The organism is Ruegeria sp. AF7, assembly GCF_056541885.1.
On the sequence record NZ_JBQFYX010000008.1, the window covers coordinates 118,430 to 138,018 of the forward strand.

The 19,589-nt window shown below is 55.9% G+C and carries 18 protein-coding genes and 1 tRNA gene; 9 read left to right on the forward strand and 10 right to left on the reverse strand.

The features are described 5' to 3' along the window. The first annotated feature begins 261 nt into the window (after positions 1–261). A complete protein-coding gene (locus ACR0AP_RS14080; RefSeq protein ID WP_480507251.1) occupies positions 262–1,599 on the forward strand; it encodes a serine hydrolase domain-containing protein in 1,338 nt (445 codons plus the stop codon). 203 nt (positions 1,600–1,802) lie between these two features. Further along, positions 1,803–4,595, forward strand: coding sequence for a bifunctional aconitate hydratase 2/2-methylisocitrate dehydratase (locus ACR0AP_RS14085; protein ID WP_480507253.1), 2,793 nt, complete (start codon positions 1,803–1,805; stop codon positions 4,593–4,595). A gap of 151 nt (positions 4,596–4,746) precedes the next feature. Here the strand turns inward: ACR0AP_RS14085 and ACR0AP_RS14090 are convergent, their stop codons facing one another. After that, positions 4,747–5,205, reverse strand: coding sequence for an Lrp/AsnC family transcriptional regulator (locus ACR0AP_RS14090; protein ID WP_480494575.1), 459 nt, complete (start codon positions 5,203–5,205; stop codon positions 4,747–4,749). Between the two features lie 119 nt (positions 5,206–5,324). On the opposite strand from ACR0AP_RS14090, the gene ACR0AP_RS14095 reads away from it, so the two are divergent. Continuing rightward, entirely contained in the window at positions 5,325–6,125 is an 801-nt protein-coding gene (locus tag ACR0AP_RS14095; protein WP_480507255.1) for a phenylalanine 4-monooxygenase, read from the forward strand. Between the two features lie 16 nt (positions 6,126–6,141). On the opposite strand, the gene ACR0AP_RS14100 is transcribed toward ACR0AP_RS14095, so the two are convergent. From ACR0AP_RS14100 to ACR0AP_RS14110, 3 genes are all read right to left on the reverse strand, one after another. After that, complete coding sequence (locus tag ACR0AP_RS14100) at positions 6,142–6,663, reverse strand: GNAT family N-acetyltransferase (protein WP_209507159.1); 522 nt, start codon at positions 6,661–6,663, stop codon at positions 6,142–6,144. Next, positions 6,660–7,214 (reverse strand): helix-turn-helix domain-containing protein, encoded by a 555-nt coding sequence (locus tag ACR0AP_RS14105; protein ID WP_209507158.1) that lies wholly within the window; start codon positions 7,212–7,214, stop codon positions 6,660–6,662. The genes ACR0AP_RS14100 and ACR0AP_RS14105 overlap by 4 nt, the downstream gene beginning before the upstream one ends. A 116-nt stretch (positions 7,215–7,330) precedes the next feature. Then, entirely contained in the window at positions 7,331–8,347 is a 1,017-nt protein-coding gene (locus tag ACR0AP_RS14110; RefSeq protein ID WP_480474864.1) for a Fe(3+) ABC transporter substrate-binding protein, read from the reverse strand. 281 nt (positions 8,348–8,628) lie between these two features. On the opposite strand from ACR0AP_RS14110, the gene ACR0AP_RS14115 reads away from it, so the two are divergent. Then, positions 8,629–8,952, forward strand: a complete 324-nt coding sequence (locus ACR0AP_RS14115; protein ID WP_480474865.1) for a SemiSWEET transporter — start codon at positions 8,629–8,631, stop codon at positions 8,950–8,952. Between the two features lie 65 nt (positions 8,953–9,017). Here the strand turns inward: ACR0AP_RS14115 and ykgO are convergent, their stop codons facing one another. Beyond that, positions 9,018–9,143 carry a type B 50S ribosomal protein L36 gene (ykgO, locus tag ACR0AP_RS14120; protein WP_008755722.1) on the reverse strand — a complete coding sequence of 42 codons (126 nt, stop codon included), beginning with the start codon at positions 9,141–9,143 and terminating at the stop codon, positions 9,018–9,020. 90 nt (positions 9,144–9,233) lie between these two features. Continuing rightward, positions 9,234–9,308, reverse strand: a tRNA-Val gene (locus tag ACR0AP_RS14125). 149 nt (positions 9,309–9,457) lie between these two features. On the opposite strand from ACR0AP_RS14125, the gene ACR0AP_RS14130 reads away from it, so the two are divergent. Beyond that, entirely contained in the window at positions 9,458–10,318 is an 861-nt protein-coding gene (locus ACR0AP_RS14130) for an N-formylglutamate amidohydrolase (RefSeq protein ID WP_209599184.1), read from the forward strand. A 2-nt stretch (positions 10,319–10,320) separates the two neighbouring features. On the opposite strand, the gene ACR0AP_RS14135 is transcribed toward ACR0AP_RS14130, so the two are convergent. Continuing rightward, complete coding sequence (locus ACR0AP_RS14135; protein WP_480507257.1) at positions 10,321–11,574, reverse strand: DNA polymerase IV; 1,254 nt, start codon at positions 11,572–11,574, stop codon at positions 10,321–10,323. Between the two features lie 350 nt (positions 11,575–11,924). Then, positions 11,925–12,629: an orotidine-5'-phosphate decarboxylase gene (pyrF, locus tag ACR0AP_RS14140; protein WP_480507259.1), complete on the reverse strand. Its 705-nt coding sequence runs from the start codon at positions 12,627–12,629 to the stop codon at positions 11,925–11,927. Positions 12,630–12,769: 140 nt separating this feature from the next. On the opposite strand from pyrF, the gene ACR0AP_RS14145 reads away from it, so the two are divergent. Next, the gene (locus tag ACR0AP_RS14145) at positions 12,770–13,087 is read left to right on the forward strand and encodes a hypothetical protein (protein WP_480507262.1); all 318 of its coding nucleotides are present in this window, start codon (positions 12,770–12,772) and stop codon (positions 13,085–13,087) included. Positions 13,088–13,212: 125 nt separating this feature from the next. Further along, positions 13,213–15,831 carry an ATP-dependent chaperone ClpB gene (gene clpB / locus ACR0AP_RS14150; protein ID WP_480507264.1) on the forward strand — a complete coding sequence of 873 codons (2,619 nt, stop codon included), beginning with the start codon at positions 13,213–13,215 and terminating at the stop codon, positions 15,829–15,831. 52 nt (positions 15,832–15,883) lie between these two features. Here clpB and ACR0AP_RS14155 read toward each other — a convergent pair whose 3' ends face one another. Together ACR0AP_RS14155 and ACR0AP_RS14160 are read right to left on the reverse strand one after the other, a co-directional pair. After that, positions 15,884–16,507, reverse strand: coding sequence for a class I SAM-dependent methyltransferase (locus ACR0AP_RS14155; RefSeq protein WP_480483959.1), 624 nt, complete (start codon positions 16,505–16,507; stop codon positions 15,884–15,886). Positions 16,508–16,599: 92 nt separating this feature from the next. Beyond that, positions 16,600–17,415 carry a cyclase family protein gene (locus tag ACR0AP_RS14160; protein ID WP_480507266.1) on the reverse strand — a complete coding sequence of 272 codons (816 nt, stop codon included), beginning with the start codon at positions 17,413–17,415 and terminating at the stop codon, positions 16,600–16,602. 379 nt (positions 17,416–17,794) lie between these two features. Here ACR0AP_RS14160 and msrP point away from each other — a divergent pair, with 379 nt between their 5' ends. Continuing rightward, on the forward strand, positions 17,795–18,697 hold the full coding sequence (gene msrP / locus ACR0AP_RS14165) for a protein-methionine-sulfoxide reductase catalytic subunit MsrP (protein ID WP_480507268.1): 903 nt from the start codon (positions 17,795–17,797) through the stop codon (positions 18,695–18,697). 4 nt (positions 18,698–18,701) lie between these two features. After that, on the forward strand, positions 18,702–19,316 hold the full coding sequence (gene msrQ / locus ACR0AP_RS14170) for a protein-methionine-sulfoxide reductase heme-binding subunit MsrQ (RefSeq protein ID WP_480507270.1): 615 nt from the start codon (positions 18,702–18,704) through the stop codon (positions 19,314–19,316). Positions 19,317–19,589 lie beyond the last annotated feature (273 nt).

The window sequence follows — 19,589 nt, forward strand, 5'->3', positions numbered from 1 at the left end:
CAGTTTTTTGAGTAAAACAAATGGTGGGGATGCGGCGTTTTGAGCACTCCTACATGGTATAAAGATCAATGCTCCGCGAGCTGAGGGCTGCGGTCGATTTGCGCTGTTTGCTGATTGAGCGATGTGCAACTTGGAAGGCACTGGCCACGCATTTGTCCACAAGCTCTGACCCATCAATCGACGTAACGAAACTGTGGTAATGCCGACTCGGTTGCTTCTAACCTTTGCCGCGCGAGGTAGCGGCAGAAATGGTTGCGGCGGATGTTCAGCAAAGTACTAAAAATGACCGGCGGTGCGGTGGTTCTGGGCGGGGTGGCTCTGATTGGCTACCTTTGGTTCGCGCCCCCGGATCTTTTGAAGGTGGGAACCAATTACTCTGCCAAGATCGTGTGTTCGAACGTTTTCATTGCCGGACGGGCTCCGGGCGAAGTTCTGGCCGTGGACGTGCAGGCACCTGGTCATCCGTTGCTGGGGCAAATCTCAATTAAGGTGGATCGTGACGCGCAGACTGTGACGGCGCGGATCTTTCAGTTCTTTGCGCCTGCGACATCGCAGTTTCGTCAGGGGCTGGGCTGCACAAATGTTCATGAGGCTGATCTGAGCAATCAGACACTTTCCGCGCCTGATCCGCTGCCAGACGGTCTATGGCCAAACGGGAATGACGTTGCCTTGTCCCAAGACTCGAAGCTTCAGAATGTCATGTTGAATGACAGTTTGGTGGGCGAAGGATTTCGCGCAGTTGTGGTGGTTCGAAAAGGGCGCATCATTGCTGAACGATATGCCGATGGGTTTGATGCGGATACCCCGTTACTGGGCTGGTCCATGACCAAGACAGTTACGGCCGGGTTGATCGGCACCTTGATTGAAGCGGGTCAAATGAGCTTGTCAGATACGCTTGTCGACAGCTTTCCCGATTGGGCCGGCGACGCAAGGCGGGATATTACCGTGGCTGACATGTTGGCGATGACAAGCGGGCTGCAATGGGATGAAGAATACGGGGACGTTTCAGACGTAACACGCATGCTGTATCTTCGTGACGATATGGCCGAATTTGCTGCCGGGCGCGTTGCTGAATCCAGTATTGGAATGAACTTCAACTATTCCTCGGGCACGTCCACGACGCTGTCTCGGGTTTGGCAAAACAAGTTGGGCGACGGTGGGCTGAGCTATCCACAAAACGCGCTATTTGCACCGATTGGCATGACATCGGCGGTTGTCGAGACGGATGTCAGCGATACTTTCATCGGATCCAGTTATATGTATGCGACGGCGCGTGACTGGGCCCGGTACGGGCAGCTATTGCTGCAAAAAGGGGTTTGGAAGGGCTCTCGGATATTACCAGAAGGTTATGTGGACTGGATGTTCGAACCGGTTGATGCTTCGGATGGCAAATACGCCAAGGGTCACCTTTGGCTGGAAGCACCCGGAGGTTTTCCACCTTTTGAAGATGCGGTTTGGTTGCAGGGGCATGATGGGCAGTCCATCGGTATTTTCCCCTCTCATGATATGGTGATCGTGCGATTGGGATTGACGCCATCCCGGCTGGGTTATTCATCCTTGCCGCTGGCCAAGGAACTGATTTCCGCAGCAGGAAGCTAGCGTGCCAGGGTGCTGATACCTGTTGGCAGCAACAGACAGATCACGCCTGACAGACAGGTATTTCGACGGATACATCCTCGATCAGGACACAGGGTCGCAGGAGAGTGTCTTGCAAGTTGCGAACATTTAGTATACCGCGGCATACAAAATTAAGGTGCTGGTTTGTTACCCGCCAGCGCACCAGCTAAATGGTCGGAACCGTCATGAGCCTATATACAGAATACCTGAACGAGATCGAGACGCGCAAAGAGCAAGGTTTACACCCCAAACCCATTGAAGACGGTGCGCTGATTCAGGAAATCATCGAACAAATCAAGGATGTGGACAACGTTCACCGCGCCGAGTCTTTGACCTATTTCATCTATAACACGCTGCCGGGTACAACCAGCGCAGCTGGTGAAAAGGCACGGTTCCTGAAAGAGATCATATTGGGTGAAGCCTCGGTCGAAGAAATCTCGCAGGTCTTCGCGTTCGAGCTGCTGTCACATATGAAAGGTGGCCCCTCGGTCGAGGTTCTGCTGGATCTGGCGCTGGGCGATGATGTGTCGATTGCAAGTCAGGCGGCAGAGGTGCTGAAAACACAGGTGTTCCTGTATGATGCGGATACCCAGCGCCTCAAATCTGCTTTTGAGGCCGGAAACGCAGTCGCAAAGGACATTCTGGAGAGCTATGCCAAGGCCGAGTTCTTTACCCGGCTGCCTGACATCGATGAGGAAATCAAGGTTGTGACTTATGTCGCGGCCGAAGGGGACATTTCCACCGACCTTCTGTCGCCCGGCAATCAGGCGCATTCTCGTGCGGATCGGGAACTGCATGGCAAATGCATGATCACACCGGCGGCGCAGGCCGAGATTCAGGATTTGCAGAAACAACACCCGGACAAACGTGTCATGTTGGTCGCAGAAAAAGGGACCATGGGCGTCGGGTCCTCGCGCATGTCCGGCGTCAACAACGTCGCCTTGTGGACCGGAACGCAAGCCAGCCCTTATGTTCCCTTTGTGAACATCGCACCGGTTGTCGCGGGAACAAACGGAATCTCACCGATCTTCCTGACCACCGTTGGCGTGACCGGAGGTATCGGTATTGACCTGAAGAACTGGGTCAAAAAGCTGGACGATGACGGCAACCCGATCCTGAACAACGACGAAAGTCCTGTCCTTGAACAGAAATACTCGGTCGAGACCGGAACCGTTCTGACCATCAACACAAAGGACAAGAAGCTTTACAACGAAGCAGGCGATAAAGAGCTTGTCGATGTATCGTCGTCCTTCACGCCGCAAAAGGTCGAATTCATCAAGGCTGGCGGCTCTTACGCTATCGTCTTTGGTAAGAAGCTGCAGACATTTGCGGCCGAAACCCTTGGCGTTGCGCTGGAATCTGCATTTGCTCCGTCCAAGGAAATCTCGCACGAGGGTCAGGGCCTGACAGCTGTCGAGAAGATCTTCAACAAAAACGCGGTTGGCGTGGCTGACGGAAAGGTTCTGCACGCGGGTTCGGACGCTCGGGTTAAGGTCAATATCGTTGGGTCGCAAGACACCACCGGCCTGATGACCGCGCAGGAACTGGAAGCCATGGCGGCGACCGTGATCTCGCCCATCGTTGATGGCGCCTATCAATCCGGGTGCCACACAGCGTCGGTTTGGGACGCAAAGGCGCAGGCGAACATTCCTAAACTGATGAAATTCATGAACAACTTTGGCCTGATCACCGCGCGTGATCCCAAGGGTGTTTACCATTCGATGACAGACGTAATCCACAAGGTGCTGAACGACATCACCGTGGATGACTGGGCCATCATCATTGGCGGCGACTCGCACACCCGCATGTCCAAGGGCGTAGCGTTTGGCGCGGATTCGGGCACCGTTGCGCTGGCGCTGGCCACCGGTGAAGCCACGATGCCGATCCCTGAATCGGTTAAGGTGACCTTCAAAGGCCAGATGGCAGGCCATATGGATTTCCGCGATGTGGTTCACGCCACCCAGTCGCAGATGTTAAAGACATTCGGTGACAATGTCTTCCAGGGCCGGATCATCGAAGTTCATATCGGCACCTTGCTGGCGGATCAGGCGTTTACCTTTACCGACTGGACGGCCGAGATGAAGGCCAAGGCGTCGATCTGTATTTCCGAAGATGACACGCTGATTGAATCTCTGGAAATCGCCAAAGGCCGCATCCAGATCATGATCGACAAGGGTATGGAAAACGAAGCCCAGACGCTGCAAGGTCTGATCGACAAGGCGAATGCGCGGATAGCGGAGATCAGGTCGGGTGAAAAGCCGGCCCTGAAACCCGATGAAAACGCCAAGTATTTTGCCGAGCTCGTCGTTGATCTGGATGAGATCGACGAACCGATGATAGCCGACCCGGATGTGAACAACGCTGACGTATCAAAGCGTTACACCCACGACACTATCCGCCCGGTTTCCTACTACAAGGGTGAAAAGAAGGTCGATCTGGGCTTTGTCGGGTCGTGCATGGTGCACAAAGGCGATCTGATTATCGTCTCGCAGATGCTTAAGAACCTTGAAGAGGAACAGGGCACTGTCGAATTCAAGGCCCCGCTGGTTGTCGCAGCACCGACCTACAACATCATCGATGAGCTGAAAGAAGAAGGCGAGTGGAGCATTCTTCAGAAATACTCGGGCTTTGAATTCGACGATCTGTTTCCGAAAAACAAGGCACGCACGGAATACGAAAATATCCTGTACCTTGAGCGGCCCGGCTGTAACCTTTGCATGGGGAACCAAGAAAAGGCTGCAAAAGGCGATACCGTTCTGGCGACATCCACGCGCCTGTTCCAGGGTCGTGTTGTTGAAGACTCGGATGAGAAAAAGGGTGAGTCCCTGCTTGCGTCGACACCGGTTGTCGTACTCTCGGCCATATTGGGCCGGACCCCAACCGCCGAGGAATATAAGTCGGCGGTAAAGGGGATCGACTTGACCAAGTTCGCGCCGCCGATGGAAAAGCCCGCGACCGCGAAATCGGCTCACTTCTGAAGACGTTTTGTAACTTGTAGGCCCGGTCGCCAATAAGCGGTGGCCGGGCTTTTCCAATTGAACGACACTCCCAGCCTTTCGACACCTCGTCTTAGCAAGGATGGGTTATGCACCTGACACATCCGCTCAGGTTCCGTTTCGTCGGACCCTGTCAAAGAATGGGTAAAGGGCCGCGGGTCTTGGTCTGGCGAAGCACAAAGTTGCTGCGGGTGTCGCGGACCAGCCCTGATTTCAACAGGCGCTGCATGATAAAGACTTCAAGATCCTCGGGGGTTTTGGCGTAAACCTTCAGGATAAAGTCGTGATCCCCGGTGATCGAGGCGCACTCGACGATTTGCGGCTCGGTCTCGACCAGACGAAGAAACGCCGAGATGCTGTTCTCCTGATGGTCCTTCAGCGCGACGTGGACATAGGCAATGGCATTCAGGCCAACAGCCTTGGCAGAAACCTGCGCGCGATACCCTGAAACCACCCCGGACGATTCAAGGTCACGGACGCGGCGCCAACATTGCGAGGCCGACAACCCGGTCCGGTCGGCCAGTTCCTGCATAGACAGGCGTCCACTGGCCTGAAGCTCTCGCAAAATATCAATGTCGGCAGGGTGAAGCATTTGACCCGCAAATGGCAACATCTCGGAATGTTTCGTTCATAATACGGGCGATACTCAGAATATCAAAACAAATTCTCCATGTGAGTTGAGGTATCCTGATCTCATGCAGGAGGATGCTGATGCCCAAATCGACGAAGTATGTCGCCAAACTGGCGGATGAACATGGCCACATTACCTACACAGACGAAGAGAATGCGGTCTGGGCTGATCTTTACGCGGCACAGGAAGAAAATGTTCGGCGCTATATGGCACCGGAATACCTAAGCGGTTTGGTGCGGCTGGACCTGCCGAAGACCAAAGTGCCATCTTGTGCGGAAATTTCGAAACGGTTGCTGGACCTGACCGGCTGGCGGGTGCAGCCGGTTCCGGCGCTGATCGGGTTCAAGACATTTTTCGGGATGCTTGCGGATCGGGTTTTTCCGGCCGCCTCTTTCATCCGCTCCCGGGAAGATTTCGACTATATCGAAGAGCCGGATATCTTTCATGAGATATTCGGACATACACCGTTGTTAAGTGATCCACGTTTTGCCGCGTTCAGCCACGCCATCGGGCTAGCCGGAAAGCAGGCAGATGACGCGGATTATGCCTGGTTGATCAGGCTCTACTGGTTTTCGATCGAGTTTGGCCTGCGCCGCCAGAACGGTCAGATCAAGGCGTTGGGTTCAGGGTTGGCGTCGTCGCCGACAGAACTGGTCTATGCCGCGACCAGCGACATACCCGATCGTGACCCGTTTGACGTTCTGACGATTCTACGAACACCCTACCGGATCGACATGCACCAGATGGGGTATTTTGTTCTGGATGACCCTGAAGAGTTGTTTGAGGCCGCCGAACGGGACCTGCTGGCAGATGTTCGTCGTGCGCGCCGCCTCGGGCTGTTGCCGAACAAGTTCCCCGAAAAGATCAGAGCCGCCGAGTAGCGGGGGCCGCGTCTTTTCAAGCGTCAAGGTTTTTGTACATATAAGTTGTGGGTTCGAATTTTGGTTCAAATGGGTTCCGACAGTAATTCGGTATTTCCCCCGCGATCTGAAACCCAAGGCTTTGATAAAGCAGCCGCGAGGGATCGGTGCTGCGCGTATCAAGTACAAGCACCGTGCGCCCCACCTCTTGCGCGCGAAGAACAAGCGCATTCATTAGGGATCGGCCTAACCCCCGCCGTCTGGCGTTAGGGTGGACCAGAAGTTTCGCCACATCGGCGCGGTGGGGTTGGTTGGGCATTGCCGCCGGGATCAGTTGAACGGTGCCTGTAATGCGGGGACCGTCATACGAAACGAATAAGTCCAGCTTACCTGACCTTAGACCGGGCTGTACGTTTTGGTGCCAGTACGCACGCGCATCATTCAGGGTAAACGGTAGAATGAAACCTATGCTGGCCCCATCATGAACACAGGCATGCAGGATTTCAGCCAGGTCATCCAGTGCCGCGTCAAAATCGTTATCGGTCAGGCGCGTGATCATATAAGCACCAGCAGGTAACGTGCGCCACGCGACGCCCCTGTTTCAAACCGGGTCGGTCCCGACAGATGGTAGCGCAGACAATCCCCGGCGTTCAGCGCGTGCGCCGTTCCATCAACCGTCAGAGTAAGCGCGCCGTCCATTAAGATCAGATGATGCTCTTGCCCCGATTTAGGAGGCACTTCGTAGGTGATGACCGTGTCCCGGGGCAGGTGGCATTCCAGAACCTCGGCGTTCAATCCATTTGCAGGTGGTGAAACAGCACGGCGGGTGAAGCCGGTTTCAGGGTCGCGCCACTCGGTCTGGCGTTCGAATGGAACCTTGGGGTCAAAGCTGTCCTCAACCATCATCAGCAGCCGCGAGATCGGCAGATCGTATGCAGCACACAGACGGCCTAGATTGTCGGCTGTTGGGCTGACATCCCCTTTTTCCATGCGGGACAAGGTGGCGCGGCTGATCCTGCAGTGCTCGGCAAGGTAATCCAAAGACCAGCCACGCCCGCGGCGCAGTTCGCTCAGGCGATTGGCAAGGCGGTTTGACAGGGTGTCGGGCATTATAAGCAGTTGAAAAAATATCTCATATACGAGAAAATACTCTAAAAAATATAGCTTATCAAACAAAAATGGATGCGAACAAGCCGCATCCTTTTAAGAAACCAGCGAAAGAAGGCTTACTTCCAGCCAACTTCGTTAAAGATCTTCTGCGCTTCGGGGATGTTCTTTGCAACGTCTGATAGGTTCACGTCGTCTGCCTTGAATTCACCCAACGCCTTGACCGACTCGGCCAGTTCGACATTTGGAACTGCCGGAAACTCGTCATTTCCCGCCGAGAAGTATTTCTGCGCCTGATCGCTGGCCAAATACTCAAGGAACAGGATCGCGTTTTCCTTGTTGGGTGCGTGCGCGGCGACCCCACCACCGGATAGATTCATATGCGCGCCATAGCTGTCCTGGTTCGGGAAGACCCAGCCGATCATATCGCGGTCTGCGGACAAGCCTTTGACGTCTGTGCGAATGGAGCGCGCGAAATAGTAGGTGTTCGAAACCGCGATGTCACACTCGCCCGAAACGATGCCGCGCAACTGGTCGGTGTCACCGCCCTGCGGGTCACGCGCCATGTTGGCGACAACACCCTCGGCCCAGGACTTGGCGGCCTCAGTGCCTTCATGTGTGATGATCGATGCCAGCAGGGTCTGGTTGTAGGTGTTGGTCGAAGACCGGATACAGACCATTCCCTTGTATTCCGGTTTGGCCAGATCAGCGTAGGTGGCCGGCGGGTTGGTCACGTTTTCCTTGTCGAAAAAGATGATCCGACCGCGTTGCGAGAAACCAAACCACTGATTGTCGCTGTCCTGCAGGTTGGTGGGAATGCGCTCTTCCAGTGTAGCGCTGTCGATTGATTGGAGGACACCTGCATTCTTGGCCCGCGCCAGACGCGACGTGTCCACGGTCAGCATCACGTCGGCAGGTGAGTTCGCGCCTTCCGCTTCCATCCGGGCAATCAGTTCATCCGCTTTGCCTTCGATCCTGTTGATCTTGATGCCGGTTGCGTCTTCAAAGTCGGTATACAGCCGTTCGTCGGTGTCATAGTGGCGCGACGAATAGAGGTTCAGTTCGCCCTCGGCGGCGGCAGAGGTTGCGATCAGAGCCGACAGTGCGGCGGCCAGGCAGGTCGTGGATTTCAGCATTGTGTGCCTCAACAATTGAATTTCGGGTCGGTCATTAATCCGACTGATTTTCTCAATTATACGATTCTGGGCGGGATGCAAGTAAATCCGACTGATTTACTTGGTCAAAAGGTCGCTGTGACGTTCAATATGCGATGCTCTGAAGGCATACGAGGGGGGAAGGTTGGTGGTAACGTGGTCGAGGGACTTGGTCCAAGCGCTTCTAGCGGATATTTTGGCAAGACAGATTGTCCGAGAAAAAGAACATGCCGTCTTATTCACTTAAAGGAAGAACGTGAGATATGCCCGAAACACTGGCTGAAAAATTGGAGAAATCTAACCTTGGCCATTGGATGTCGCGCTTTGAAGGGTTCATGGTTTTTGTTGGCGTGGTTGGTCCTTTTGCCACACTGCCACAGCTCGTGAAGCTGTATTTGACGCATTCGCACCATGCCTCGGGACAGTCCTTGTTGTCGTGGTCTCTATATACCGCCTTGTCCCTGCTTTGGTTTGCTTACGGCTTGGTTGTTGGAAAGCTTCCAATCTATGTCGGCAACGGGATTTCGATGGTTCTGAACTTTCTTATGGTCGTGGGCATTCTGATCCATGCAGGGATTACATTTTAGGCGCGGGTAGAACAAAAAAAACCGCACTCGAAGGTGCGGTTTCTTTAAGCAGTGATGTGCAGTTCTTAGCCCTGACGAGCTTTGAACTTGCGCTGCGTCTTGTTGATCACGTAGACGCGGCCTTTGCGACGCACAATCCGGCAGTCGCGGTGCCGGTTCTTGAGCGAGCGGAGCGAGTTCTTGACCTTCATGGTCTGTCTCCAATCTGCGGCGCCTTCATCAAGGACGTGGCCAGCGCCTGGGTTACTCGGGTGTCCCGGAAAACCGGAACAGTGAAATCATGGTGGGCGGTACAAGGATCGAACTTGTGACCCCTTCGATGTCAACGAAGTGCTCTACCGCTGAGCTAACCGCCCACGTTCCCTTTGCGTGCCTTGCCCCATAACGAAATGGGGCGCGGATCCCCGCGCCGGTAGCGGGGTCTATAAAAGGAGTCGCAAATGGGTTCAAGGGGTTTGGAAGAACAATTTTTCCGGTCTATGTTGATTGCGAACACGGAGGGATCATGCAAAGCGCAGCCTATGTATTGGATATGCCCGAAAACCGCACCTCGTGCGTGGTTTTTTCATCGCCACACAGCGGGCGGGAGTATCCTGAGGTATTTCTGAACCGGTCCGTATTGAACCGGAGCGTGATTCGATCCTCAGAAGATGCATTTGTTGATCAGTTGTTCGCGCCCGCCGCGGAAAACGGTGCCCCTTTGATCAAGGCGGCCATGCCACGCGCCTATCTGGATTTGAACCGCAGTCTGGATGAGCTTGACCCGGCCTTGATCAGTGGTGCCCGCAGGCACGGGCATAATCCAAGGGTCGCGTCAGGGCTGGGGGTGATTCCCCGCGTGGTTGCCAACGGTCGGGCAATCTATCGCGGCAAACTCACCATGGACGAAGCGCGGCTGCGCATCGACACCTATTGGCGCCCGTATCATGCGCGGTTGAAATCCCTGCTGGCCGAATCACACGAGATGTTCGGTCAGGCAATTCTGGTGGACTGCCACTCGATGCCACATGAGGCGGTGGCCATGGCGGGCACTGCGCGCGGAAGGCGACCCGAGATCGTGCTGGGCGACCGGTTTGGCGCGTCCGCATCCTCTGAGGTTGTGGATATCATTGAAGCGGCTTTTGCAGCAGCGGGTCTCAACGTGGCGCGCAATGCGCCTTTTGCCGGAGCATATGTGACGCAAACCTATGGTCGTCCTGGCCGCCAGCAGCACGCTGTTCAGATCGAGATCGATCGCGCTTTGTACATGGACGAGGAAAAAGTCGCGCCCAATGCCAATTTCATGGCGTTCTCGAAGCTGCTCAGGCAGGTGGTTCGGGAGATTTCCAACCTGGGTGCGAGCCCAGAGCGTCTGGCGGCGGAGTAGCTTCAGCGCAGCGCGCGGCCCTTCATGATTGCTTCGGCACCGAACCTCTGGCGAATCTCGTCGGTGGCCCGTTCGGCCTTTGATCTGCGGGCGGCATCCGGATCCAATAGGTCGCCGAAAATATCCGCCTGTTCCGCCGGACAAAGATCGGACAAACCACAGCCCAACAACCGATATGGCCCCTGATCGCCAACCTGATCGAACAGGCCCCGGGCCGTGCGGTAAATCCGGTCGGCTATCTGTGTCGCATCCCGCAAGGACACGCGCCGCGTCAGGATCTTGTGATTGGCTTTCTTCAGTTTCAACGTGACAACCCGACCAGCCAGATCCTTTGCCTTGGCGCGGTCCGACACTTTCAAGGCCATCCGCCACAAATGACCGTCCAGAATATCAAGGCTCGACGTATCTTCGAAAAATGTCGTCTCGTTGCTGATGGATTTCATCGGCTCATGCGCCGATACGCGTCGCTTGTCCTGACCCCGAGCCAAGTGCCACAGGCGATATCCCATTGAGCCGAACCGCGCGGTCAGCGCTTCCTGATCCCAACGCAGCAAATCACTGAAAGTTCTGATCCCTGCCTTGTCCAGCGCTTCTTGCGCAGCCGGGCCAATGCCCCAGATCAACCGTACGGGTTTGTCATTCAGAAACTCTGCCGTTTCCGCCTTGCCAATCACTGAAAATCCGCGCGGTTTGTCGAGATCCGAAGCGACCTTGGCCAAAAATTTGTTGTGACTTAATCCGATAGAGCCGGTGACACCGATTTCATCCTTCATGCGCTTGACCAGACGCGCCAGCATGACGGCCGGCGGCGCGCCATGCAGACGTTCGGTTCCCGACAGGTCCATGAAGGCTTCGTCCAGCGACAGGGGTTCGACCACGGGTGTCAATTCATCCATCATCGCGCGGATGTCGCGCGACACCTCAGCGTAGACGGACATGCGGGGCTTGATCACGACGGCTTCCGGGCAGAGTTGCAGGGCCTTGAACATGGGCATAGCCGACCGGACGCCGCGAATACGGGCAACGTAGCAGGCAGTTGAAACAACGCCGCGCTTGCCGCCGCCAATGATAACCGGTTTGTCCGCCAGTTCCGGGTTGTCACGTTTTTCAACCGAGGCATAGAAGGCGTCACAATCCATATGGGCAATCGACAAGTCAAACAGTTCCGGGTGTGTCTTTACCCGCGGACTGCCACAGGCAGTACAGCGTTGTTCGTTTGACAATGTGGTCAGGCAATCTCGGCAAAGACCGGGCATCTGCGTCCTCATGCGTTCCGCAGTTGGCTTGGACGTTCTTTATATCACCTGTGATCCTGGATCAAAGGCCCAGCTGACATGGGGTGATTTGGAAAGAAGACCCCCCGCACATCGCGGGGGGAAGTAACGAACCTCAGGAAGAAGCGGTTCGTTGGGGAGTATTTCCCCTTCAGAATCTCTGAAAATCCTTGGTTTCGATAGGATGAAGGTTGTGCCGAGAAAACTCGGGTTTTGAATGTGTGTTTTCTGGCACAGAGACGATTTGGCGCGGTTTTGTCAAAAAGTGACCTAAGGTCAACTTGTTGCGCGGAAAACCCAACGCAAAACCCACCTGAAAAGGCCAAGTGGTCTTAGCACACCTTGAGAGAATTTAGTTCGGAAAGAACGGCCTCAGCAGCGGCTTTTGGGTCTTTTGCCTGATAAATCGGGCGGCCGACAACGATATGATCAGCGCCATCCTGAATAGCGCTTGCAGGGGATGCTACACGTTTCTGGTCACCAAGCGCTGCGCCAGCCGGGCGCACACCAGGGGTTACGATCAGACGCCCTTCAGCCTGTGGCAGAGCCCGGATCAGGGCGGCCTCTTGCGGGCTGGCGATAACGCCATCAGCCCCGGCTTCAAAGGCCTTGGCCGCGCGTTCGACAACCAAATCCTGCACATCACCAGGTTTCAAAAGACTTGCGTCCAGATCGTCGCGGTTCAGCGAGGTCAGGATGGTTACGGCGAGGATCTTCAGGTCTTTACCCGCAGCACCTTCTTTGGCGGCGCGCACCACATGAGGGTCACCATGCACGGTCAGAAAATCCAGATCGAATTGCGCCAATCCCCGCACGGCATTCTCAACTGTATTGCCAATGTCGAACAACTTCATGTCCAGGAAGATGCGCTTGCCGTGATCTTGTTTCAGTTCGTTGGCCAATGCCAGCCCACCACCGGTCAGCATACCCAGCCCGATTTTGTAGAATGAAACGCTATCCCCCAACCGTTCGGCCATGGCCAACCCTTGCAGAGCGTTGGGAACATCAAGGGCTACGATCAGGCGGTCATCAGACATGGGGGGCGCTCCTTTTTGGCAAACGTCTGCGTCCTATCGGCTTCGGGCCGCTCTGTCCATCTGCTAAGCTGCGCAGGCAGCTTCAATTCGTGTTATCGTGCTCTGTATTGAAAACTTGAATTCAAAATAAGGGGCAAAAAATGAAAAATCTGGTTCTGCTGGGCGCGTTGATTGCAGTGGCCGCATGTAATGACACGCCACCCGAAACACCGGAGACCGGGGCTGCACCTGTGCCGACCAATGACGATTTGCGTTTGGTTGGCGGTTACAGGTCCGAGGGTGACTGGTGTCAACTTACTGGTGAAACGGCGTTTACCGGCAATTTCCTGGACCATACGGCAGATCTGGTCTCTTGCCCGACGGGAAGTGCGGCAGCCCAATCTTTGGTGAATGATCTGGGTGCCGTTCAGGTTGCCGAGACCGGTGGTTATACAGTCTATACCATCCAGCGCGAATAGGTCGATTTCTGTGTTTTAGCCTCTTGAACCACCGAAGATATTTCCCAGATTGAATGTGAGGCTTCGACCGATATGTGCTGCCAGGCGGGCATGTCAAAACGGGGCGCTTGGAAAAGGAGAATATCATGGACTTGAACAAGTTCACCGAGCGGGCACGGGGATTCGTGCAGGCGGCGCAGACCATTGCGCTGCGCGAGGGGCACCAGAGGCTGGAGCCCACACATATACTCAAAGCATTGATGGATGACGATCAGGGGTTGGCCAGTAACCTGATTTCGCGCGCGGGCGGTGCACCGAACCGCGTGGTTGAGGCGCTGGACGCGGCAATGGGGAAAATCCCTAAGGTCAGCGGCGACGCCAGCCAGATTTACATGGACGGCCAGACCGTCAAGGTTCTGGACGAGGCCACAAAAATAGCTACCAAAGCGGGCGACAGCTTCGTCCCTGTCGAACGTGTTCTGATGGCACTGTGCATGGTGAAGTCCAAGGCCAAGGATGCGTTGGACGCCGGAGCCGTATCAGCGCAAAAACTGAACGAGGCGATCAACGACATTCGCAAGGGTCGCACTGCAGACACTGCCTCGGCGGAAGAAGGCTATGACGCGCTCAAGAAATACGCGCGTGACCTGACCGAGGCTGCGGCCGAGGGCAAGATTGACCCGATCATTGGGCGGGATGAGGAAATCCGCCGCTCGATGCAGGTTCTGTCGCGCCGCACCAAGAACAACCCGGTTCTGATCGGGGAACCCGGCGTCGGTAAAACTGCCATTGCCGAGGGCATGGCCCTGCGCATCATCAACGGTGACATACCGGAGTCTCTGAAAGACAAAAAGCTGCTCGCGCTCGACATGGGAGCGCTGATCGCCGGTGCAAAATACCGTGGTGAGTTCGAAGAACGCCTTAAGGCCGTTCTGACCGAGGTGACCGAAGCCGCCGGTGAGATCATCCTGTTCATCGACGAGATGCACACGCTGGTTGGTGCCGGTAAATCCGACGGCGCAATGGACGCCGCCAACCTGATCAAGCCTGCGCTTGCCCGGGGTGAGCTGCATTGTATCGGTGCGACCACGCTGGATGAGTATCGCAAATACGTCGAAAAAGACGCAGCCCTTGCACGCCGGTTCCAGCCTGTTGTCGTGGCTGAACCCACGGTCGAGGACACGATCAGCATTTTGCGCGGTATCAAGGAGAAGTACGAGTTGCACCACGGTGTGCGTGTTTCCGACTCAGCGCTGGTGTCGGCAGCGACCCTGTCGCATCGCTATATCACTGACCGCTTCCTGCCCGACAAAGCCATCGACCTCGTCGATGAGGCGGCGTCACGGCTGCGGATGGAGGTGGACTCCAAGCCCGAAGAACTCGATCAGCTGGATCGTCAGATCCTGCAGATGCAGATCGAGGAAGAAGCGCTGAAGCTTGAGGACGACGCGGCCTCCAAGGATCGTCTGGAAACCTTGCAAAAGGATCTTGCCGATCTGCAGGAGCAATCCGCCGAGATGACCGCCCAGTGGCAAGCTGAACGTGACAAGCTTGCGGGTGCCCGTGATCTGAAAGAACAGCTCGACAAGGCGCGTGCTGATCTGGAGATCGCCAAACGTGAGGGCAATCTGGCAAAAGCGGGTGAGCTGTCCTATGGCGTCATCCCCGAGCTTGAGAAAAAGCTGACCGAGGCCGAAAACGCCGAAAGCAACGCCATGATGGCCGAGGAAACGGTGCGTCCTGAACAAATCGCTTCGGTGGTCGAGCGTTGGACCGGTATCCCAACCTCGAAAATGCTGGAAGGCGAGCGTGAGAAACTGCTGCGGATGGAAGACGATCTGCATTCCCGCGTGATCGGTCAGGATGCCGCCGTAACCGCCGTTGCCAACGCTGTGCGCCGTGCGCGTGCCGGTCTGAATGACGAAGGCCGCCCGTTGGGGTCGTTCCTGTTTCTCGGCCCGACCGGTGTGGGGAAAACCGAACTGACCAAAGCCGTTGCGAACTTCCTGTTCGACGACGACAACGCGATGGTGCGCATCGATATGTCCGAGTTCATGGAGAAACACGCAGTCGCCCGTCTGATCGGTGCCCCTCCGGGCTATGTCGGCTATGACGAAGGCGGTGTGCTGACCGAAGCCGTGCGGCGCCGGCCCTACCAGGTCGTGCTGTTTGACGAGGTCGAAAAGGCGCATCCGGATGTGTTCAATGTGCTGTTGCAGGTTCTGGACGATGGCGTGCTGACCGATGGTCAGGGCCGCACCGTAGACTTCAAGCAGACGCTGATCATCCTGACGTCGAACCTTGGGTCTCAGGCGCTGAGCCAGCTGCCCGAAGGCGCAGACAGCGCACAGGCACGGCGGGATGTAATGGATGCGGTCCGGGCGCATTTCCGGCCCGAATTCCTGAACCGTCTGGACGAGACGATCATCTTTGACCGGCTCAAGCGCGGTGATATGGATGGCATCGTCGATATCCAGATGGCACGCCTGCAGAAACGTCTAGCCGCCCGCAAGATCGAGCTGGCGTTGGACGATGGGGCCAAGCAATGGCTAGCGGATGAAGGCTATGACCCGGTCTTTGGGGCCCGCCCACTGAAACGCGTGATCCAGCGCGCCTTGCAGAATCCGCTGGCCGAGGCGTTGCTGGCAGGTGAGATCAAGGATGGTGAAACCGTCCCGGTCTCAGCCGGAGCCGATGGTTTGATCATCGGTGATCGGCTGGGCACATCCGAACGGCCCCGCCCCGATGATGCAGTGGTGCATTGATTTAGGAACGAACGGAAGACCCGCCGCATTGGCGGGTCTTCTTCGTCTGAATCTACGCTCTTCGACGCGCTAAAATTCCCTGGCTTGTCCGGGACGGTGGGCCTGCGGGAAATGAGTGCTCGCCTTCACATTCGAATCCAGCTTTGTCCAGTAGTCCCAGAATCTCTTCTCTGGCGAATGTGCGATGTCGCCATTGCAGCCAGATAATCGCATTGCACCAATGCGGCTTGGACACCACCAGATACAATCGACCATCAGGGTGCATCAAATCGTGAATCTGCTCAAGTGCGCGCAACGGATCGGGGCAGTGTTCGATGACATGCGCAGCCAGTGCCACATCAGCGGGTTCCAGAACGACAGAGCCTAACATGCCCTGCACAAGTCTTGGCTCGATACCCCGCGCCTGTAACGCGCTTTGACCGTGTTTCAACATGGCTTGACTGGGTTCGAGAAGGGTTACTTCGGCAGATGATCCATGAGTAGCAACCCAGGCTTCTGCAAACGAGGCCGTCCCGGCACCGATATCAACAACCCGACTGTTTTGCTCTGTCGCGCGCTGACTTGCTGACAGAAAACCAAGATACGCATCGTAATAACCAAGGGCACGCATCTTATCCCGCCATTTTGGTGCAGCGGTATCATAGCGCCGTGTGGTGTCAGACTTGGTCTTGCCCATTGGCTTGCTCTCAGTGCCTACCCTCATGGAATGGGCAGATGGAAACTGACCCACTGAAGAAAGCGGGCCAGTTTCGCCGTACGTCAGTTAAGTCAGATCAGCGCAAATATCCGCGCCGGACCTCCGGTGCCGCCCGCGTGTTTCGGCGCGCCAATAACAAGAGTCGCCCCCGATGCGGGTACCTGATCCAGATTGGCTAGGCATTCGATCCCGAACCGGCCAGAAGGCAACCAGGCATAATGGGTGGCGAAATCCGCAGACATGCCGTGATCCAGTGACAAGGTGTCAACGGCAATAGACCGCGCTCCGGTTTCTTCCATCAGCATCTGCGCAGCTTCAACGTGAAAGCCCGGGTAATGCTGCGCTTCTCCGTCGAAATTGCGGAACTCGTCCGTTGCCGTTTTGCCAGCCCACCCAGAGTGCATGGCGACACAAGCGCCGTCTGGTATATCGCCATTGGCGGCTATCCAGGCTTTCAGGTCATCAGGGGTTAAACGCGTATCGGCGTCTTCTGCTGCACGGGCAGCGATATCGACCACGCAAAGTGGTGCAACCAGATCTGAAACCGGGATTTCATCGACCGAAGCCCCATCCGCAGAAAAGTGCAGCGGGGCATCTATATGCGTGCCCGTATGCTCATTGATTGACAAATTGAACAGATTGAATCCGTGCTCCGCGAAATTGAATGCCTGTTCGGCCGAGATACCCGGCTCTCCGCCCCAGGTCGGGAACTCCGGGCTGAGCGTGTGGGTCATGTCTTGGACACCGCCATGCCCCGCGGCCAGTGCGGCCGGTGCCATAGCCCCGGTTGCGGCAGCCGCAACACCCGATGCCGCAGCGGCTTTGAAGAACCCGCGCCGGGACAGCATCCTGTCTTTTACGGCGTTCATTACACAGATATCACACATTTTTCGTCCTCCCATTGCGGCCGCGCGGCTGCAAAAACAGGCCCGCCACACTGTTGATCGCGTATGGTGCCTGTCTGACAGAGTGCAGTTTTGGACCCGCAGTTGTAAAGACTGCAGGCAGACAACCCGGCTGTTGTCCTCCGTTCAGAGCCAGCTCTGAGTGAACCGTATATCCCCAACGAAATGTTCGAGCACTGAGAGTTGGCTCAGGTCGCGACAACCGCTGAAAGCGGGCAGAGCGCGGCACAATCCGCCTGTCTGGGCCTGTCGCCACTCGGAACGTTACAATCACGTCGCTCAAACGTGACGCCTGTTTCCATGGGTCTGTGCTATCAGCACCCTAAGTCTGTTATGACAAACAAATACGACGGAGACCTAGATGGCGCATCGCTGGACCAATACATTGACACATGCCGACGTAACGCCACGGGCGGCGTTCCTGAACCGGCGGCAGGTCATGGTCGGGATGGCGGGTGTTGGTGTGGCGGCAATGGGCCAACCAGCTGCGGCGCAGGATGCGCTGGAGCCGAACACCTGGGATGAGATCACGAGTTACAACAATTATTATGAGTTCGGGACCGGAAAAGATGACCCGGCGAAATATGCGCATACGCTGGTGACCGAACCCTGGAGCGTAAAGATTGACGGTCTGGTTGATCGTCCTGGTGAGTATGATTTCAAGGACATCCTGTCCGAGATGACGATCGAAGAACGCATCTATCGCTTCCGTTGCGTTGAAGCCTGGTCGATGGTCGTACCATGGAACGGGTTCGAACTGGTCGATCTTCTGAACATGGCGGGGGTGAAAGAGGGCGCGAAATACGTGGCGTTCGAAACGGCCCACCGCCCGGATGAGATGCCAGGAACGCGCTATCCCATTCTGGAATGGCCCTATCGCGAGGGTTTGCGCCTGGACGAGGCGATGCATCCGCTGACGATCATGGCCACTGGTATCTATGACAAGCCGATTCCAAATCAGAACGGCGCGCCTTTGCGTCTGGTCGTGCCGTGGAAATACGGGTTCAAATCGATCAAGTCGATTGTTCGGATCACGCTTACTGAAGAAGAGCCGCCCACCAGTTGGAATATGGCCAATTCGCGAGAATACGGGTTTTATAGTAATGTAAACCCGAACGTGGATCATCCGCGCTGGTCGCAAGCCTCCGAACGTGAAATCGGCGGCGGCCTGTTTGCCTCGCGCAAACCGACGCTGATGTTCAACGGTTATGAAGAAGAGGTCGCCAGCCTTTATGAAGGTATGGATCTGGCCAGGAATTACTAGAATCATGCAGGCCATCAATCAGACACTCCGGCGTATTCCGGTATGGGCCGTTTATCTGATGGGCGCGCTGCCCGCACCCTGGCTGTTCTATCTTGGCCTGACTGGCGGTTTGGGAATCGAACCGATTGAGGCGCTGGAACACCGCTATGGCGAACTGGCTTTACAGTTGCTGATTGCCGGGCTGGCCATCACATCCTTGCGCCGATTTGTGGGCTTGAACCTGATGAAGTTCCGTCGGGCCATTGGGGTGCTGACTTTTGTATATGTCAGCCTGCATCTCCTTGTCTGGCTGGTTCTGGACGTTCAGCTTCCCAGCCAGATTTGGGCGGATATCCTCAAGCGTCCTTATATTACCGTTGGAATGGGGGCGTTTCTTTTGCTGTTGCCTCTGACGGCAACATCCAACAACTGGTCGGTGCGCCGACTGGGGCCGCGTTGGCGCAGGCTGCATTGGCTGGTGTACCCGGCCGCTTTGCTGGGCGGCCTGCATTATGTGATGCTGGCAAAAGGGTTTCAGATCGAGCCGCTGATCTATTTGGCAACTATCGTCATTCTTCTTGCCCTTAGGTTGCCGATTCCAAGCCTGTCACTCCAGTCCAACACAGCAGATTCTGCCTGACTCGGAAGCGAGTCTGTGAGTAACATTGTAAACAAGGCGATAAAGTGCGGAACCCCATCTGTGTTTCCGACGATTCCGGCGCGCTTCCGCCTGATCGTGAATAGTTAACGCGTTGAAAATAAATAATTATTTTTGAAATCGGCATTTTCTTTTGTTTTCGTGCATTTTCCGCTTGCGGGTTTTGAGAGTAATACTTAGAACCCCCTTCACCGGCGCAACTGAGGTTGGCCTGACGGACTGGAAAGACGGTTGAGACGCGCCGGAGAGACGGTG

Excerpts from the sequence above, each read along its gene's own strand:
- ACR0AP_RS14080 (WP_480507251.1), top strand. The coding sequence starts at position 262 with ATGTTCAGCAAAGTACTAAAAATGACCGGCGGTGCGGTGGTTCTGGGC.
- ACR0AP_RS14085 (WP_480507253.1), top strand. The coding sequence starts at position 1,803 with ATGAGCCTATATACAGAATACCTGAACGAGATCGAGACGCGCAAAGAG.
- ACR0AP_RS14090 (WP_480494575.1), bottom strand. The coding sequence starts at position 5,205 with ATGCTTCACCCTGCCGACATTGATATTTTGCGAGAGCTTCAGGCCAGT.
- ACR0AP_RS14095 (WP_480507255.1), top strand. The coding sequence starts at position 5,325 with ATGCCCAAATCGACGAAGTATGTCGCCAAACTGGCGGATGAACATGGC.
- ACR0AP_RS14100 (WP_209507159.1), bottom strand. The coding sequence starts at position 6,663 with ATGATCACGCGCCTGACCGATAACGATTTTGACGCGGCACTGGATGAC.
- ACR0AP_RS14105 (WP_209507158.1), bottom strand. The coding sequence starts at position 7,214 with ATGCCCGACACCCTGTCAAACCGCCTTGCCAATCGCCTGAGCGAACTG.
- ACR0AP_RS14110 (WP_480474864.1), bottom strand. The coding sequence starts at position 8,347 with ATGCTGAAATCCACGACCTGCCTGGCCGCCGCACTGTCGGCTCTGATC.
- ACR0AP_RS14115 (WP_480474865.1), top strand. The coding sequence starts at position 8,629 with ATGCCCGAAACACTGGCTGAAAAATTGGAGAAATCTAACCTTGGCCAT.
- ykgO (WP_008755722.1), bottom strand. The coding sequence starts at position 9,143 with ATGAAGGTCAAGAACTCGCTCCGCTCGCTCAAGAACCGGCACCGCGAC.
- ACR0AP_RS14130 (WP_209599184.1), top strand. The coding sequence starts at position 9,458 with ATGCAAAGCGCAGCCTATGTATTGGATATGCCCGAAAACCGCACCTCG.
- ACR0AP_RS14135 (WP_480507257.1), bottom strand. The coding sequence starts at position 11,574 with ATGCCCGGTCTTTGCCGAGATTGCCTGACCACATTGTCAAACGAACAA.
- pyrF (WP_480507259.1), bottom strand. The coding sequence starts at position 12,629 with ATGTCTGATGACCGCCTGATCGTAGCCCTTGATGTTCCCAACGCTCTG.
- ACR0AP_RS14145 (WP_480507262.1), top strand. The coding sequence starts at position 12,770 with ATGAAAAATCTGGTTCTGCTGGGCGCGTTGATTGCAGTGGCCGCATGT.
- clpB (WP_480507264.1), top strand. The coding sequence starts at position 13,213 with ATGGACTTGAACAAGTTCACCGAGCGGGCACGGGGATTCGTGCAGGCG.
- ACR0AP_RS14155 (WP_480483959.1), bottom strand. The coding sequence starts at position 16,507 with ATGGGCAAGACCAAGTCTGACACCACACGGCGCTATGATACCGCTGCA.
- ACR0AP_RS14160 (WP_480507266.1), bottom strand. The coding sequence starts at position 17,415 with ATGTGTGATATCTGTGTAATGAACGCCGTAAAAGACAGGATGCTGTCC.
- msrP (WP_480507268.1), top strand. The coding sequence starts at position 17,795 with ATGGCGCATCGCTGGACCAATACATTGACACATGCCGACGTAACGCCA.
- msrQ (WP_480507270.1), top strand. The coding sequence starts at position 18,702 with ATGCAGGCCATCAATCAGACACTCCGGCGTATTCCGGTATGGGCCGTT.